A 16664-nucleotide genomic window follows, 5' to 3' on the forward strand; every position below is an offset into this window, starting at 1 on the left:
CGGTGGGTGGCCCGTTTGTTGCCTGTTGCCTTGCCCCAAGGCGAAACAGACGTGCCCGGGCTGATCATGATCCAGATCGACGGACTGGGCCGAACGCAGCTGGAGAAAGCCTTGAAGCGGGGCCGCCTCCCCTCTATCCGGAGGTTGTTGCGGAGTGAACGGGTCCGTCTGTACAGCCATTACTCCGGGGTGCCTTCCACAACACCGGCGGTGCAGGCGGAGCTTTTTTACGGTGTCAAGACCGGTGTGCCCGCCTTTTATTACCTTCACCGCAAAAGCGGACAGCTGTTCAGCATGCAATTCTCCCAGGCCGCCAAGGCGGTTGCCACGGAACTTGAATCCAGGACCGACCGCCCCCTGCTCCAGGGCGGTCACGCCTATGCCGACATTTTCACCGGCGGTGCCGAAGAAGCCCGCTTTTGCGCTGAAAGCATGGATCTGGAATCGCTCCTCCGTCGGATGCATCCGGTCAAATGGGTTCTGCTGCCGATACTGTATTCCTACAAAGTGGCGAGGGTCCTGGCCCTGGCACTTCTTGAAATCTTCCTGGCCCTGATCGATTTTGTCCGGGGGGTCTTCGACCGGAAGGATGTCTGGTACGAATTTCTATTCATCCTCTCCCGCATCGGGGTGGTGATTGTGCTGCGCGAAATTGTCCGGTTCATGGTGCGACTGGATATCGAGCGGGGGATCCCGGTAATCCACGCCAATTTTCTGGGCTATGACGAGCAGGCCCATCGCCGCGGCCCGGAGTCTTATTTCGCCCACTGGGCACTCAAGGGTATCGACGATGTGGTGAGGGACATCCTCCGCGCAATACGACGTTCGGATTACCGTGATTACGAGATGATCATTTACAGCGATCATGGCCAGGAGTCCTGCCGCATGTACGTGACGGAGCATGGTGTGAGCGTCCGTCAGGCGGTGCGCCGCACCCTGCACGCCTTGTGGAACGGCGGCACCCCCCCTGCCGCGGGGACGGACTGGGAGGCAGACAACGAAACAGGTCTGTTTACACGCGGGCTGTTGCGATCCAAACCGGCCCGGCCGCCGGTCCGGCCGCCGGATTTGGCCACGCGCGTTACCGTTACCGCCAAGGGCCCGCTCGGTCACGTCTATCTGCCGTTCATTCCGGACGAGGCCCAGAAACAGGCGGCCGCCCACGCCCTGGTGCACGAGGCCGGGATTCCCCTGGTGCTCTATACGCTTACCGACGGTGAGGTCCGGGCGGTGAATTCCAAAGGTCTGTTTCGACTGCCGCAGGACGCGGCGCCCCTGATCGGTCAGGACCATCCCTTTTTAACGACCGCTGCCGAGGATCTGGCGGCCACCTGCCGGCACCCTGATGCCGGAGACCTGGTGATCAGCGGCTGGGAACCGGGGGCCCGACCCTTGACCTTTCCGGTGGAAAACGGGGCGCATGGCGGCCCGGGCAAAGAGGAGACCCATGGCTTTGTGATGCTGCCGGAGACCATGCCATTGCCTGAGACCCTCCTCGGGAATACTCAAGATCAGGTGTCTTTTTTGCGTCCCCTGGATCTGCGGCGGGTCATCTTGGCATATTTGGAGCCGCTGGAGAAAGACCGGGGGACCAGGGTCAAGATTATGGACGGTCCCCGAATCGTGGCGTCGCACCGGGTCCGGCACCCCAGCGTCATGACCTATAATGTCCATAGCTGCATCGGGACCGACGGTAAGGTTCGACCTTTACGCATTGCCCGGCTGATCTCGCGTCTTCAGCCGGATATTGTGGCCGTACAGGAGTTGGATGTTGCGTGCCCACGTACCGGTTGCATCGACCAGGCGGCGATGATTGGCGCAGAGCTGGACATGGCGTATGTTTTTCTTCCGCTGATAGAAGGTGAGAAGGGCTGCTATGGGATCGCGATTTTTTCCAGATGGCCTTTCAGCACCGTACGGGCTGAAGCCTTCCACGCGCCCTCAACCAAGGGACGGGAGCCACGGGGCGCGGTCTGGATAAAGCTGGACCTGAACGGCGAAACCATACACATCATCAATACCCATCTGGGCCTCACCCGCCGGGAACGCCTGGCCCAGATACAGACCCTGCTCGGCCCAAATTGGCTGGGCGCAATAGAGAACAACCCACCGATAATCGTTTGCGGAGACTTTAACGCCAGGCCCGGATCGGCCGTCTACGGCCTTGTTCAGCGGGTATTTAAAGATGTCCAGACCGGCTGCGCCGGCCACATTCCGAAGGCCACCTTTGCCTCGTATCGGCCCTTTATGCGGATTGATCACATTTTTGTGAGCAATGCTTTTTCGGTCGAACGGGTGTGCGTGGCCGCAGGAGGAAATGCCTTGGTGGCATCGGATCACCTGCCGCTTAAGGCGGAGTTAAAATTTACGGCACAAGGGCAGAAACAGGGGGGTGGAACGCATGGCTGAATCCACCGGGGGGTGGACCAAACCGCTCATCGGCGCGGGCCTGCTGGTGGCTGTCGCCGTCGGGCTGAAACTCTATGGCCCGGAGTGGGATAAGGAGGCCCTGGTGGCCTATGCCGAGCAGCTGCCCGGCAGCCTGTTTATAGCCGGGTTTGTGGTGCTTCCGATGGTAGGGGGACCGGTCAGTCTTTTTCTGATTGCCGCCGGCCTAAAATTCGGCGTGATTGGAGGAATGCTCGTGGCCGCCGGCTGTATCGGTGTTCACAACCTTGTGGCCTACCGGTTAACCCACAGCTACTTCAAAACACCGGTTAAACGGTTCTTATTGCGCCGGGGTTATCCTATTCCCGATGTCCCCGAACGTCACCAGGCCTGGTTCACCGTGGCCTTTACCGGGGTGCCCAGCCTCCCCTACACCACCAAGCTGTACCTCCTGGCCTTCACCAATATCCCGTTCCGGATCTATTTCTGGTTAGGCTGGCCCACCTATGCCGTCAGCAGCATTGTGTTCGTCGGTCTGGGGGATGCAGCCGGGCGGCTGAACTGGAACTGGATTATCGTCCTGGCCTTGCTGGGCGCGGGATTGGTGGCGTTTTCCATCTATTTGAACAAAAAGATCAGGCAAAAAATCGGATTCTGAATCCTGGGCCTTCCTATGAAATAAAAAGGTTCTTTGTGGGGAAGCTCGGATCGCTGGTAAGATTGACCCCGAGGCGTCTTAAACCTGCTTCATCCCCCGGCGTCGGAATGTGCGTCATATGAACCTCACATCCGTGCAGCTCTCTTAACTGCTCCATGGCCAGTTGCGCGGCTGAGTTTGTCGCGGCACTCACACTTAAGGCGATAAGCGTCTCCTCGAGATCCATACTGATGGTTTTTTCGTGCAACATCTCTGTTTTAAGATTGCGGATTGAATCCGTTATATAGGAGGGAAGCAGCTTTATCTTGGCCGGGATGCCCGCCAGGTGTTTGATCGCATGCAGAACAAGGCTGGATGCCGCATGCATGAGTGTGGAATTCTCCCCCGTGATGATGGTTCCGTCTTTCAACGCTATGGCTGCGCCACAAAATATGCCTTCATTGCCTTTGTCTTTCTCCCGGGCATTGTCGGCGGCCCGGCGTGCCGGTCCCACGACATTTCTGTATTCCGGCGCCAGGTCGAAATTCTTGATAAAAAGTTCCACCCGCTGCACCGTATCCTTTCCAGTAAAGCCCATGGCATATTCACAGCGATAGCGAAAATACCGTCGGATTATTTCCTGCCTGGAGGCCTCCTGGGTAACCTCATCATCCGTTATTGCGAAGCCGCAGCGATTGACGCCCATATCCGTGGGAGATCGATAGAACGATTCGCCTCCGGTAATTTTTTCCAGTATTCTCTTGAGAACCGGAAAAGCCTCGGTATCGCGATTATAGTTGACGGCTTTGGCATCGTAAGCCTCCAGATGAAATGGATCGATGAGGTTAAAATCTTTGATATCCGCGGTCGCGGCCTCATATGCCACATTGACGGGATGTTTCAGCGGCATGCTCCAGATGGGAAATGTCTCAAACTTCGCATATCCCGCTTTCATCCCCCTCAGGTAATGATGATACAGTTGGGAGAGACACGTCGCCAGCTTGCCGCTTCCCGGACCGGGACCGGTAACGATAACAAGTGGCTTATGGGTCTCGATGTATTCGTTGGCGCCATAGCCTTCATCGCTCACGATAAGGTCGACATCGGTAGGATATCCTTTTGTATACTGATGGGTGTACACCTTAATGTTTCGTCTTTCCAGCATATTCTTGAATGCTGTCGCCGCCGGTTGATTTTCAAACCGTGTGATGACAACGCCCAGCACATTGATCTCCCACACCCTCAGATCATCGATCAGCTTAAGGGCATCCGAATCATAGGTGATGCCGAAATCGGCCCGGATTTTCTTCCGTTCGATATCTCCCGCGTAGATGCAGAGGAGGATATCCGCTTTATCCTTGAGCCCCTGAAGGAGTCTCATCTTCACGTTGGGATCGTATCCCGGAAGCACGCGGGCAGCATGGAAATCGAAAAGGAGCTTACCGCCGAACTCAAGGTATAATTTGTTGTCAAACCTTCGAACGCGCTCAAGGATTTCTTTTGTTTGTTCCCTAATGTATTTTTCGTTGTCAAAACCGATCTTTCTCATATGGGGCCGCTATCCTCTCTGCTGATTTTTAACGGTGGGAGTGTAGTCGTAAACAGCGGTGAAATCAAGGGTATTTCACAAACGCGCCGTGCAATGACAGGTTCGGTTTTTTTCTGCCTGGATGGTCTCCCCCCAGATGACCGGGGATGCTGCAGATATCAGACATGGAAAATAACGATGTGGGATGACGTTTGGTCGTTGCGTCGGGAAAGAGGCTGTCGTGGATGCAACCCGGGGGTGAAGACCGCCTTTCTGGCGGGCATCTCGTGCGCCGGGATCGTTCCCCGGCCTTCACCCGTCACAGCGGGGCATCAAGAATCCTTGAAATTATCTTCATCCCCCAGGGGAATGACATCTTCCGGACGTATGTCCCTGGAGGCGCTGCGGGGAGGGAGCTCTCTCCGGGACTGTGGCGTCACGGCCGGAGGGGACGGGTAACCGCGGGTTTCCTTTGACTCGGAAGCCCCGGTCCACCGGGCCCCACGATGTTTCCCGTTCTTCCCGCCTCGGCTCACCAGCTTGATCAGCTCATCTAAATATCCCTTCATGCTCTCGGCCTGGGCATTCATCTCCTCCGCGGCGCTGGCTGACTCCTGGGCGCTCGCCGCGTTATGCTGTGTCACTTCGTCCATGTCGGTCACGGCCTGACTCACCCTGTCTATGCCGTCGGCCTGTTCCCTGGATGCCTCTGCGATCTCATCCACCAGCGCTCCCACCTTGGAGGAAATCTCCATGTTTTCCTTGAATGACTCCTGCGTGGCCCTGGTGAACTGGCTCCCCTTGTCTACGGACGTTATGGTGTTGCCGATGAGAGTGGCCGTGTTTTTTGCCGCCTCTGCGGCCCGCAGTGCAAGATTCCTCACTTCGTCGGCCACCACCGCGAATCCGGCACCGGCCTCACCCGCCCGGGCCGCCTCCACCGCCGCGTTCAGGGCCAACAGATTGGTCTGGAAGGCGATCTCATCTATGGTTTTGACGATCTTATCCGTCGCCTGACTCGATTCGGAAATCTCTTTTATGGCTACGCTCATGTCTTTCATGTGGCGATCAACCTGATCCACGATGCCCTCAACCTCTTTCATCATCTCCTTGGCCTTGCCCGCATGCGCTGCATTTTGCTTCACCATGGCGGAGACTTCTTCCAGGGATGAGGAAGTCTCCTCAATGGACGCGGCCTGTCGGGAGGCCCCTTCGGCCAGGTCCTGGCTGGCACCGGCCACGTGCTCGGAGGAGGAGGCCACCTGCTCGGTCCCCTCCATGACCCCGCCGATGACGGCGTTGATCCTGCTGACGATCTTTTTTATGGAAACTGCGGCATAAAGTATGCCGATAAACAGGGCGGCGATGATGGTGCCGAAGATGATCCTGTTGGAAAGACCTGCCTGGGCCTGGAGCCTCTTTTCCGCCTCTGCCCCCAGTTTCTCGCAGGTGGTGAAGAGATCCTGTTGCGCCTGGTTCATGGAGGCCCTTAACCCGTCCTGGAGCATGACCTGCTCACGATATCCCTTTACCGAGGCCAGAAGCTCTTCGAAGGCCTGCTGTATCCTGCCCCCCTTCGCCGTCAGGCTGTCGCTGCTGGAGACCTTTTCCTGCCAGGCCGCCAGGGTTTTTTCGAATTTTTGGATGCCTTTCTCCTCCAAATCCTGCCAATTGGCCTCCGAGGATTTGTTAAAATAGGATGCCGCATAGTTAATCAATATCCTGCCGTCAAATAGGACGTCCTCTACCCACAGTTCTGCTTCTCCGATCTGCTTGATGAGGACTTCATGCTTTGCCCGGCCGTCCTGAACCAAACCGGCCTTATCGGCATTTGCTGAGATATAACTCTCGAAATTGGATCTGTAGTCACCCATGGCCGCTTTGGCCGAAGAAAGAACCTGTCTTTCCTGGGCGCTTACGCCGGGCACGGCCTCCAGGAGGCCTATGGTCTTTTCAGACTGCTCCAGAAGCCCAAGGGCCTCATCGCGGGCCGCTGCCTGCCCTTCTGCGTCCCCCCGCAATTCCGCGAGCATGTATCTGCTGGACGCATCTTTGAACGAGGCCACCTGCCTCTGAAGGGAATTCACCTGCCTGTAAAGCCCCATCACGTCTCCCACCTGGTTGAGGCCGTAATATCCGGCCCCACCCACGATCACCATCAAAATCAGCATCAGACCGATCCCTGAGGCGATCCTTTTTCCCAAAGTCATCTCTCGCAGCATTACCATCATCTCCTTAGTTCTGGTCTTTTTACATCGATGCTCGGAGATTTATGCAAAAAAAGGGCCATTCGCTCTTCTTTTCCCCCGTGTCAGATCCCGGCGCAATACCGGGAACATACGTCGCCGGGAACACCGTCGATCCGTGGCTCTCGATGATCTTCTGCGAGGATTGTCAAATTTGTGACAAGACGGCCGTCATTTATTTGCTGAGATGAACCCTTTTGGCATATCATGGGGAATTTCATAGATCCGTGCGTGCCCTGCCGAACCGGGAATCCGGACCCGTTTAGACTCTTTGACTGTAACTTCTACGCAACGTGCGGAGAAGTTTTGGTGAACCGCGAAGGCGCAAAGGACGCGAAGAGGTCTTGATGGGTCGTTCGTTATTCGGTAATGGCCTTTGGATAAAAGAGATCTTTGTGTCTTGGGTGCGGTGGTTAGACCGCGCTAGGGCATAGTCCTCAGAGTTTTTTATTTAATTGCCAGAATTCCTTAACTTTAGGTACTTTAGATCACTTTAGACATTTTAGTCACTTCTGGGTTGCGGGCACAGCCCGCATTAGGTTGGTGAGGTCTTTGAGGTAACGGGGATATGGAAGGATTGGAGAAATGCTGCGGATAGCGTCGATTTCAGGGAGTCACAAGAAGATATCGCATCCCATGAGTTTCCGGGCACAGTAAAAAGGGAAGTCCCTGCAGACTGAAGTTTTTTGAAGGAACCCTCATGTTGAACAAAATCGGCTGTTGGTTATCTGGATAATGCCGGCAATGGGATTTCACCAAAGTGCTGCCAATTGGCGCCGGGGTCGGTATCCTCGGCGCTCCAATATATCCCCCTAGCCTTCCGACCGTTCCAGGATCTGAATCCCCACTAAATAATGCCCCCTGAATCTACCCTTGTCCATCCGGGTAATATGCCGGATTTCCGTCTTCAGGCATTCCGCCTCATCCGACCCTTTAATTGGATTAAATTTCATCTCCAATGCATCTCCCACGGTTAACCGCTTCAGGACTTCGGAACTTTCATTGACCAGGATGCCGAGGCCCAGGGGCGACATATCCCGCACCCTGAACTGATGAACAGGGAGTTCACGGCTGAGGTTAAACTCTACGCTGTAGTAATCATCCACAATCTTTCGAGATTCGGATCTCCTCTCCGGGTCCTCCCCCTTCTGCTTCAGTGGATCCATATTGAAACCTCACCCGGGCTTTCAGCCCATCTTTCGGGTTTTGGCGGCGTCTGCCGCAGTCTCACATGTCACCCCATAACGGACGCATATCAGATATGGGTCCCTTGGCCGATACCGGGTACTTCGAATTTCCCGATTACAAGGGGGGGTTAGATGTTGTCGAACGTTTCTGGATTGGAGCCATACGCCCACCGGACGAAGGCCGATACCCACGCCCGGTCTTGCCTACTATCCACTCCAAAACTTCAAAAGTCAAGGATGCAGCGATTTCACACAGGTTGCCGTTCGACAGGTATGTTGGAAACCAGAATATATCAATAAACGAAGGGAGGCGTTTTGCCTGTTGTTGGAAGGGAGACATCCCTGTTCTTCCCAATATTTCATCGCTCCATCCTTTCATTATTCCAGGCGATTGTCCTCGCCGAAAACATAGAAGCCTTCCGGGTCCACGAACGGTTTAATGCGGGCGACAAATACTATTCCTGGTCCTGCCAGGGCCATCTACCGGTCAACTCCATTTCCCATGGCCCGCAAGACCGACGGGCTATGTTTCCAAATGCACGGCGACCGGCGCAGACTTCGTGATGGTATTGAAGACAGGCGAATACTTTTGGGCCATCTTGATCATCTCTTCCTTCTGCTCATCCGAAACATCCGCATCGATCTTGAAGTACACCCGGATTTCCTGATACCCCACAGGCACCTCCTCGGAAATCCCGAGAAACCCGCGGAGATCTATATCGCCCTCGTATCTCGACTGCACCCCTTTAATCTTAATCCCTTTGGCGGATGCGTGGGCCACCAGGCTTGTGGTGAGGCAACCCGAGAGGGCGACCAGGAGATATTCAACGGGATTTCTTCCATCGTTATTTCCCAGCAGCACGGGCGGTTCATCCATGTCATAAGTCACCGGGGGGCGGGAATCGTCCTCCTTCAGGGCCCCATAGAAATCTTTAATGGTGGCTTGACAATGGGTTCCGCTGACCCACGTATTGGTCGCCCGAAATTTGAACTTTGCAATGTCCGGTTCCTGTTTTACGGTATCTATGGTCTTGAATAATGCCTCCACATTTACCCCGTTTACCATCTGTTGTTCTCCCATTCTCTGGCACCTCCCTTTTCTTATTTTTTTCAGATTCTTACAGGAATTGAGCATCGATGGAATGGGGTCTATCATGTATTTTGGGGTTTTAGTTTGATAAAGAGAGGTGAAAAGGGAAGTAGAGGGGATGTTTCCCGATGTATTGGTTTTCCGGCGAATCCTGCAAAAGGCGGGGATGCCGTAGAGATGAGGCGGCGGGGTGAAGCGATAAACCGTTATTGCGAAGCCGGGATACCCTTCTCTGTGTCATTGCGTGTCATCACATGCTCCTGGAACGGCGCCCCATGCCACACGTCCATCTGTTGACGGATCCGCTGGATGTCTTCAGAGGTGGGGCGGAAGGGATAGTTGCGCATGTCCGGCCCCGGTCTGGAATTGGCAAAGGGGCGGTTGCAGGCCACCTCGCCGTCGTATCCTTCGCAGCCGCTGGTTCGAAAGGGCTCGCCGGAATCGATGATACGGTTCAAGACCGTCCGATCGATGCCGAAGTCCAGGATCTTTCCTTCGGGGGTGTAAGAAAACCGCCCTTTGGCAGAGAGCCGATGATCGATAAGGTGCCTGGCAAGCTGGATGCGGCGATACTGAGCCAGGGGCGGGGGCGGCACGTGGCCCAGGGCCGAGTCCGGCTCCGGAAAAAAAGAAAAGAGGTGGGTCCGGCCCCCCATGTCCCGCACCCCCTGAATGGCCCCGGCCATCTCCTCTTCTGTCTCGCCCATCCCCACCATAAAGTGAGATCCCGCATTCCACTCGCCGAATATTGCGATGGCGTCGGCCAGGCACTCCCGGTAGCGGTCCCATTGATGGGGTCCGTTCACCCCCCTCCCCCTGTATCGGTCGAACAGCTCGGGCGTGGCCAGATCGATGGCCACGCCGATCATATCCGCACCCGCATCCTTGAAATCAGTCAGGTCCTGCCGCTTCAGGACCGTGGGTGCAATGAGAAGGGAGACCGGGATATCCACGGCCGATCTGAGTCTTCGGCACACCTCGATGGTGTGGGCCACGGCGCGCTTCCGGGTGACCATGGAGATGCAGATCCGCTTGACACGGTCTTTTCTCTCCGCGATCCGGCGGATAATCTCCGTCAGGGGGTAGGTGGGCCAAGTGACCCGAATGAAGCTCTTTCCGTCGTAGGCACCGGGGCGTCTGCTGGAAAGTCCGCAATAGGCGCACCGGGCAAGGCACCCATCGGCATAGGTCAGGAGGAGGTTGATGCAATACAGTCTTGCGTCTCGATAAAACAGTCCCCGCTTGAACCCCAGGGTCATGGCCGCGGCCAGGCTCATCCGCAGATGGCCGGGGCTTTCCATGCCCCTTTCTTCTCCCTCTGTCACCTTTCTCCTCCTATAGCCGTTCAGCGATTCAGAAGTTAAGAGGTTAAGAGGCATCTGAACCTTAAACCTTAAACCTTAAACCCTGAACCTGTTAACCTTTGCCGTCTTCCTCACCAGTCCCTATGAGAAAAATCAGCGCCCACCGAACAGCAGGTGCGCTGATACCGGATCTCCAGGCCCAGGTCCCCGGCCCTTTGAATGACCGCATCCGAGGGGAGGGCCATCCGGTTGACGCCTCCCTCCAGGGCTAAAAGCTCTATCTCCTCATCCCCTCGCGTTCTGGCGCACCCGAGGCTCATGCGGACTCGAGGCATCAGGCGTCTGGCCTCAATCATCACCTCGGCCACCTCGTGGGCATGGGGCGTGGGGACCCCTTCAAAGGGGGTCCCCCGGATGGCCATGAGCGAGACGATCACCAGTTGCTCGATCCGGAAACGGGCGAGCATCTCGACGGCCTTGAGCTCGCTCTTCATCTTCCCCCGATGGAGACCGCAGATGACATGGGGCACGATGGGCAGTTCCGCCCCATTTAAGGCCTCAAGGGTGGAGAAGATGCGGGAGATGCCGAAATCCACATGACAGACCGTCTGGTAGGTCTCATCGTCGCCCACCACATCGATCAGGGCCTGATCCACGCCCGCATCTTTCAAGGCCATGGCCGTATCCCGGTCCAGAAGCCCGCAATGGATGGAGACATAGAGGCCGGTTTCCTGTTTCACCTTCCGGATGGCCGGGATAAACCGCGCCCAGGGAAGGCGCCCCTTGCTGTCGCACCCGCCGCTGATGAGGACCCCCAGGCAGCCCTTTTCCGCAACCCGCCTGCACACGTGGAGCAAGGCATCGGGTGACGCGGCAGCGGGCATGGGTTCCAGGATCTTGGCCTGGCAGTGATCGCACATGAGGGCGCAGTGGGCCCCGGTGACGGAGATCCCCGGGTAGGCCCCCCTGAGCCCGTTATAGGAGATCATCCCCGGCAGATAGAAGGTGATCTGTTTTCCGAAGTGCTTCCAGGAAAGCTCCCGGGCATTCCGGAGTCTCTGTTCAAGTGTTGTCATGGCAATTGCCCATCGCCTCTCTTTTTATGGCGAACCGGTCCGGGATCTCCTGAAAATACTCCCTGAAGGCGACCCAGCAGTACGGGAGGATCTCGGATAATCGGTCCCAATCTCTTTCCAGGAGCCGGCGGCGGTCGTTCCCGTGTTTCAGGATTTCCCCCAGTTCTTCTCTCAGTTCCCCTGCATATCCCTGAAGCGCCGACAGATCCCCTCTTCCGAGGGCCTCCACGGCCCATTTCCCGGCCAGCCGGCCGGCAAGGATGGCGTTGGCGATCCCGGCCCCGGTGATGGGGTGGGCGTGCCCTGCAGCGTCTCCTGCCAGCATCATATTCCCTTTGACAACGCGGTCAAGGGGCGCTGTCGGTATCCATCCGAACATCGATTTCCGAGGCAAGGCCCTGATCCTGCCGTCATGGACCAGCCGCCCCACAAACCCGTTGAGCGTGTTCCCGAGGGCCCCGGTCGAGAAATCGCCGCCGGCCAGGGCGATCCCCACATTGGCCTCTTCCCCCCTGGGAAAGAGCCATCCATAGGCCCCGAAGATTTTCGGATGAAAGTATACATCCGTATGCGCCATAGGGCCGATCAACGGCACGCGGACCTGGATGCCCGGAATCACGCGGCCACCGCCGAGGCCCATCCACCGCCCTACCATGGAATGGGGTCCGTCCGCGCCGATGATGACCCCGGGCCTGGTTCGCATTATCCCGCCGTTACACCGCTTCAGGACCACCTCCCCGTCTTCATTTGAAACGGCTCTTACTCCGGTACGGATCTCCGCACCGTGTTTGCGGGCACACTCGGCCAGCCGCTGGTCAAGGAGGTCGCGCCGGATGATGAGCCCGGGGGCCCTGGTTTCCTTGACGTCCCCGTCCGGCAGCACGGTCCTCATGGCCTTTACCGGCTGCACCACAAAGGCCCGATCCCTGAAGGGAAGCTCCCCTAAGAGGGCCCGTGGAATATACTCGGCGCACCGGACAGGGACGCCGATCACATCACGTCGCTCTGCCACCAGGACCTTTGCCCCTAAACCTGCAGCGGTCAGGGCGGCAGCACTCCCCGCGGGTCCGGCCCCTACAACCAGGATGTCGTAGTGTTTATTTTTCATGAAGTGCGTTAAAGTGGCTAACGTGGCCTAAAGTGACTAAAGTCTGGAGTTTGGAGTTGAAAGGTAAAATCGAAATTTTTCCTCTGTAACTTTAGGCACTTCAAACCCGTAATTTCAAACTTCGAGTATCCAGTATCCAGCATCCAGCATCAAGTATCCAGGTCCACATTCAACACCATGTTGAGGAGGTCCAGATTCACGTGGGTCTGGCTCTCAAACTGTCCCGCATAGGCCTCTTTTGCCTGGTCCAGCTCATAGCAGGTGGTATTGTCGATATCCAAAAGGATGCCGGGGAGTCCGGCCTTTTCAAAATCGTCCACATGCTTGGTAAAAAAGGGCTGGCAGCAGCACCCGATAAAGGCCGATACCCCCCTGGCTTTCATGCGGCCCAGTTCGTGGATCAAGTCCTCGAAACTGACCACACAGATCCGCTTCATGCGCCGCAACCTGCCGAGGGTCCAGGCCGCGCCGATGGAACACTTGCCGCACGCCCTGCACCCCTTTTTGTGTCTCAGGTTACAGCCCAGGTCCTTGGAGCAATAGGGTAGGAGGAGGACCGACGGGTGTCGTCTCAGCACCTCATCGAAAGAACCGTTGGTCACGGAGATCAGGTTGCAGTATTCCAAGGGGATGCCGTGCCGGGCGATGGCGATCTTCTGAAGCACCTGGTCCACCGGCTTCAGGAAGTCCTCGCAGGACATCCCCGGGACCCGGATCCGCCCCTCTTCAAAGAACCCCCGAATAATGCCGTCAAGCTCCCCTCTCTTCAGCCGCGCCCCCCGCAACCGGGCCTCCATGTCATAGAGTGCCCGGGTGGGAAAAGAGAGGAAGTCCCCGGTAATCAGGATGTCTTTGACGCGGTTTCTCTGAAGGTCCGCCGCAAAGGTGAACCGCACCAGCCCATCCTCGTTTTTGTAGGCCGACCGGACCACCTCATGGCGGGCCGCCGGGGTCCGCACCCGGTCGATCCATCGCCTGGACCGGTAATATGGGAGTTTTTGTCTGAAAAGCCGGTCTTCCTCTTGGGTCAACCCTCCCGGTTCCAGCCGGATCCCCAGATGCTCTGAAAAGCCGGTACGGATGGCCTCCTTCACCGCGTCCAGTTCCGGGACATAGCCCAGTTCCCATTTGAGACACGTCACCCGTTCCTTTACCGAATCGATCTCCTTGGCCTTCAATTTTTCCACAGGAATCCGCAGGCTCCTGAGCATGGCGTCCGCGTCAAAGTCGGTCAGCATGGTCCCCTGAAACAGAAAGGCGTCGTCGGATTCGGTCCCGCCGGTGCCGGAGATCTTTCTCCCGTTGATCTCGATATCATTGCGGGGCCTGAAAGACGATTCGAGGCCCAACCGCCTTAGGGCCGTGACCACGGGCTCGCACAGCCGCCTGAAAAGGCGGTTATTGGGCATCTTCACGTCAAAAAAGGCCTTGTCGCAGATCACCTCCCACCCGAGCTGGCTTTCATCAAACAATATGGCGCCCCCGCCCGTGACCCGGCGGTTGATGTCGATCCCGTGTTCCAGGCAGTGGTCCAGCCGGATCTCCTCTGATACGGATTGATGAAATCCCACCAGCACGGCCCGGGGGGAGAACTGGAGGAAGTGGAGGGTATTGGGGGTCCTTCCCTGACCCTTCAGCTCCACCAGGGTCTCATCCAGGGCCATATTTCCCGCGGCCGTCATGGGGGGGGTATCTAAGAGTCGCCAGGTTTCCATATCAAAAGAGGTTCAGGGTTCAGAGGTTCAAAGGTTCAGATGAGTTGACAGACAAGACGGTGTCGAGGGCCTCGGCTCCATGGCGTATCCCCCTATTTGTTAAAACTCTTGGCAAAGGGATTGTTGAACGGGGCCGGCGGCCGCTTCTTCGGGGCGTCGGCCTGGGTCCTTTTGCCCGGCGGCGTTGATTTTTTCCCTCCCTTTTCAGATGGCTGTACAGGTCCCTCCTTCATGGAAAGGCTGATCCGCTTTCTCTCCAGATCCACCTCCAGGACCCTGACCGTCACCTGCTGATGGACCTTCACCACCTCGTTGGGATCCCTGACAAACCGGTCCGCCAGTTGACTGATATGCACCAGCCCGTCCTGGTGAACCCCGATATCCACAAAGGCCCCGAACGCGGTCACATTGGTAACTACGCCGGGGAGGCGCATGCCCGGCTCCACTTCCTCGATCTTTTCCACCCCTTCCTTGAACGTAAAGATCTCGAATTGGCGGCGCGGGTCCCGCCCGGGTCTGGCCAGTTCGGCCAGGATATCGGTCAGCGTAGGGATTCCCACGGTATCCGTCACATACCGGTTCAAATCGATCCGCTCCCGAACGGCGTCCCTGGTCAGGAGATCCGCCACCCCGAGACCGAGGTCCATGGCCATGGCCTCCACAATGCCGTAGGATTCCGGGTGAACCGCACTGGCATCCAGCGGGTTTTCCCCGTCCCGAATTCGGAGAAACCCTGCGGACTGCTCAAATGCCTTGGGTCCCAGGCGGGAGACCTCCTTGAGCTTCTCCCTGGAGGAAAAGGCGCCGTTCTTATCGCGATGGGTGACGATATTTCGGGCCAGTTGGGGACCCAGGCCCGACACATAGGCAAGAAGCTGCTGGCTGGCCGTGTTAACCTCCACCCCCACCCCGTTGACGCAGCTCATGACCACGTCGTCCAGGCTCCGCTTGAGGGCCGGCTGGTTGACGTCGTGCTGGTACTGGCCCACCCCGATCGACTTGGGATCGATCTTTACCAGTTCGGCCAGAGGATCCATGAGCCGCCTTCCGATGGATACGGCCCCCCGGTAGGTCAGGTCCAGATCGGGGAATTCCTCTCTGGCCGCATCCGATGCCGAATAGATGGAGGCCCCGCTCTCATTGACGAGCACCACCGGGATATCGGCCGAAAGGGGGAGCGACCGGACAAAGGCTTCGGTCTCCCTTCCTGCGGTCCCGTTCCCGATGGCGATGGCCTCCACCCCATGGGCCTCCACCAGTCTCTGAACCGTCTTCCCGGCCTCTTGCTTGGCATTTTCAGACTTGAACAAGAATATGGTTTCTGTCTTCAGCAGTTTGCCCTGGCGATCGAGACAGACCGCCTTACAGCCGGTGCGGATCCCGGGATCGATGGCCATGACCCGCTTTTGCCCGAGGGGCGGGGCCAGGAGGAGTTCCCTCAGATTACCCGCAAACACCTTGATGGCGTCCTCGTCGGCCCGTTTCTTGGTCTCCAGCCGGGCCTCTGTTTCCATGGAAATGGAGAGGAGCCGCTTATACCCGTCATGCACCGCCTCTTTGACCTGTTGAGACGCCGCGCCCTCTCCCTTGACAAACATCTCCTCCAGAACGGCCAGGGCCTCCGCCTCAGGGGGCTCGATCCGCAGGTCGATCACGCCCTCCTTCTCCCCCCTGCGCATGGCCAGGATCCGGTGCGACGGCGCAGCCGGAACAGGCTCTTCCCAATCAAAGTAGTCTCTGAACTTGGCCCCTTCGGTCTCCTTTCCCGGAATCACCTTGCAGTGAAAAATCCCTTTCCGTCCATAGAGGGCCCGCATCCCCTCTCGGGCCGCCTGATCTTCGTTCACCCACTCGGCAATGATGTCGCGGCACCCGGCAAGGGCCTCCTCTGCGGTGGCCACCCCCTTTTCCGGGTCGATATACCCGGCCGCGGCCGCCACCGGGTCGGTCTCGTCCGATTGTTCGAAGATAAGGGTTGCCAGGGGCTCCAGTCCCTTTTCCCTGGCCACCGTGGCCCGGGTGCGACGTTTGGGCCTGTAGGGGAGATAGATGTCCTCCAGGGTAGTCAGGGTATCGGCAGAAACGATACTTTTTTCCAGCGCTTCCGTAAGGATTTCCCGCTCCCTGAGCGATTTCAGGATGGCGTCCCTCCGGTTGTCCAGGGCCTCCATCTGGGCCATGGTGTCGCGGATCGACGTGATGGCCACCTCGTCGAGGGAGCCGGTGACCTCTTTCCGGTACCGGGCAATGAAGGGGACCGTGTCCCCTGCGTCAAGCAGCCGGGCCGCGGCCTCCACCTGCCGGAGCGGCAGACTCAGCTGACCCGCAATCCTGTTGAGATGTTCCGCATTCATATCTCCTCCAAATGACGATAATTTTCCTCCC

At 57.5% G+C, this 16664-nt stretch carries 11 protein-coding genes; 2 read left to right on the forward strand and 9 right to left on the reverse strand.

Annotation, left to right across the window (positions count from 1 at the left end; translation table 11 throughout):
• Positions 1 to 51: 51 nt before the first annotated feature.
• Positions 52 to 2409: an endonuclease/exonuclease/phosphatase family protein gene (locus tag K9N21_06275; GenBank protein ID MCF8143509.1), complete on the forward strand. Its 2358-nt coding sequence runs from the start codon at positions 52 to 54 to the stop codon at positions 2407 to 2409.
• A complete protein-coding gene (locus tag K9N21_06280; GenBank protein MCF8143510.1) occupies positions 2402 to 3046 on the forward strand; it encodes a VTT domain-containing protein in 645 nt (214 codons plus the stop codon). Before K9N21_06275 ends, K9N21_06280 begins: the two co-directional genes overlap by 8 nt.
• A gap of 13 nt (positions 3047 to 3059) precedes the next feature.
• Here K9N21_06280 and K9N21_06285 read toward each other — a convergent pair whose 3' ends face one another.
• The 9 genes from K9N21_06285 to K9N21_06325 all read right to left on the reverse strand — a co-directional run bounded on the left by K9N21_06285 (position 3060) and on the right by K9N21_06325 (position 16633).
• Positions 3060 to 4574 (reverse strand): DUF1846 domain-containing protein, encoded by a 1515-nt coding sequence (locus K9N21_06285; GenBank protein MCF8143511.1) that lies wholly within the window; start codon positions 4572 to 4574, stop codon positions 3060 to 3062.
• A gap of 311 nt (positions 4575 to 4885) precedes the next feature.
• On the reverse strand, positions 4886 to 6775 hold the full coding sequence (locus tag K9N21_06290; GenBank protein MCF8143512.1) for a hypothetical protein: 1890 nt from the start codon (positions 6773 to 6775) through the stop codon (positions 4886 to 4888).
• An 836-nt stretch (positions 6776 to 7611) separates the two neighbouring features.
• On the reverse strand, positions 7612 to 7965 hold the full coding sequence (locus K9N21_06295) for a PilZ domain-containing protein (protein MCF8143513.1): 354 nt from the start codon (positions 7963 to 7965) through the stop codon (positions 7612 to 7614).
• A 544-nt stretch (positions 7966 to 8509) separates the two neighbouring features.
• Positions 8510 to 9067, reverse strand: a complete 558-nt coding sequence (locus K9N21_06300; GenBank protein ID MCF8143514.1) for an OsmC family protein — start codon at positions 9065 to 9067, stop codon at positions 8510 to 8512.
• Positions 9068 to 9282: 215 nt separating this feature from the next.
• Positions 9283 to 10377: a radical SAM protein gene (locus K9N21_06305; GenBank protein MCF8143515.1), complete on the reverse strand. Its 1095-nt coding sequence runs from the start codon at positions 10375 to 10377 to the stop codon at positions 9283 to 9285.
• Between the two features lie 134 nt (positions 10378 to 10511).
• The gene (locus tag K9N21_06310; protein ID MCF8143516.1) at positions 10512 to 11456 is read right to left on the reverse strand and encodes a radical SAM protein; all 945 of its coding nucleotides are present in this window, start codon (positions 11454 to 11456) and stop codon (positions 10512 to 10514) included.
• Positions 11443 to 12564 (reverse strand): NAD(P)/FAD-dependent oxidoreductase, encoded by a 1122-nt coding sequence (locus tag K9N21_06315; GenBank protein ID MCF8143517.1) that lies wholly within the window; start codon positions 12562 to 12564, stop codon positions 11443 to 11445. The genes K9N21_06310 and K9N21_06315 overlap by 14 nt, the downstream gene beginning before the upstream one ends.
• 149 nt (positions 12565 to 12713) lie before the next feature.
• Positions 12714 to 14279 carry a lipoate--protein ligase family protein gene (locus K9N21_06320; protein ID MCF8143518.1) on the reverse strand — a complete coding sequence of 522 codons (1566 nt, stop codon included), beginning with the start codon at positions 14277 to 14279 and terminating at the stop codon, positions 12714 to 12716.
• Between the two features lie 92 nt (positions 14280 to 14371).
• Positions 14372 to 16633, reverse strand: a complete 2262-nt coding sequence (locus K9N21_06325; protein MCF8143519.1) for an RNA-binding transcriptional accessory protein — start codon at positions 16631 to 16633, stop codon at positions 14372 to 14374.
• Positions 16634 to 16664: the final 31 nt, after the last annotated feature.

The sequence above is a fragment of the Deltaproteobacteria bacterium genome (assembly GCA_021737785.1).
Lineage (GTDB): Bacteria > Desulfobacterota > DSM-4660 > Desulfatiglandales > Desulfatiglandaceae > AUK324.

Excerpts from the sequence above, each read along its gene's own strand:
- K9N21_06280 (MCF8143510.1), top strand. The coding sequence starts at position 2,402 with ATGGCTGAATCCACCGGGGGGTGGACCAAACCGCTCATCGGCGCGGGC.
- K9N21_06285 (MCF8143511.1), bottom strand. The coding sequence starts at position 4,574 with ATGAGAAAGATCGGTTTTGACAACGAAAAATACATTAGGGAACAAACA.
- K9N21_06290 (MCF8143512.1), bottom strand. The coding sequence starts at position 6,775 with ATGCTGCGAGAGATGACTTTGGGAAAAAGGATCGCCTCAGGGATCGGT.
- K9N21_06295 (MCF8143513.1), bottom strand. The coding sequence starts at position 7,965 with ATGGATCCACTGAAGCAGAAGGGGGAGGACCCGGAGAGGAGATCCGAA.
- K9N21_06300 (MCF8143514.1), bottom strand. The coding sequence starts at position 9,067 with ATGGGAGAACAACAGATGGTAAACGGGGTAAATGTGGAGGCATTATTC.
- K9N21_06305 (MCF8143515.1), bottom strand. The coding sequence starts at position 10,377 with ATGGAAAGCCCCGGCCATCTGCGGATGAGCCTGGCCGCGGCCATGACC.
- K9N21_06310 (MCF8143516.1), bottom strand. The coding sequence starts at position 11,456 with ATGACAACACTTGAACAGAGACTCCGGAATGCCCGGGAGCTTTCCTGG.
- K9N21_06315 (MCF8143517.1), bottom strand. The coding sequence starts at position 12,564 with ATGAAAAATAAACACTACGACATCCTGGTTGTAGGGGCCGGACCCGCG.
- K9N21_06320 (MCF8143518.1), bottom strand. The coding sequence starts at position 14,279 with ATGGAAACCTGGCGACTCTTAGATACCCCCCCCATGACGGCCGCGGGA.
- K9N21_06325 (MCF8143519.1), bottom strand. The coding sequence starts at position 16,633 with ATGAATGCGGAACATCTCAACAGGATTGCGGGTCAGCTGAGTCTGCCG.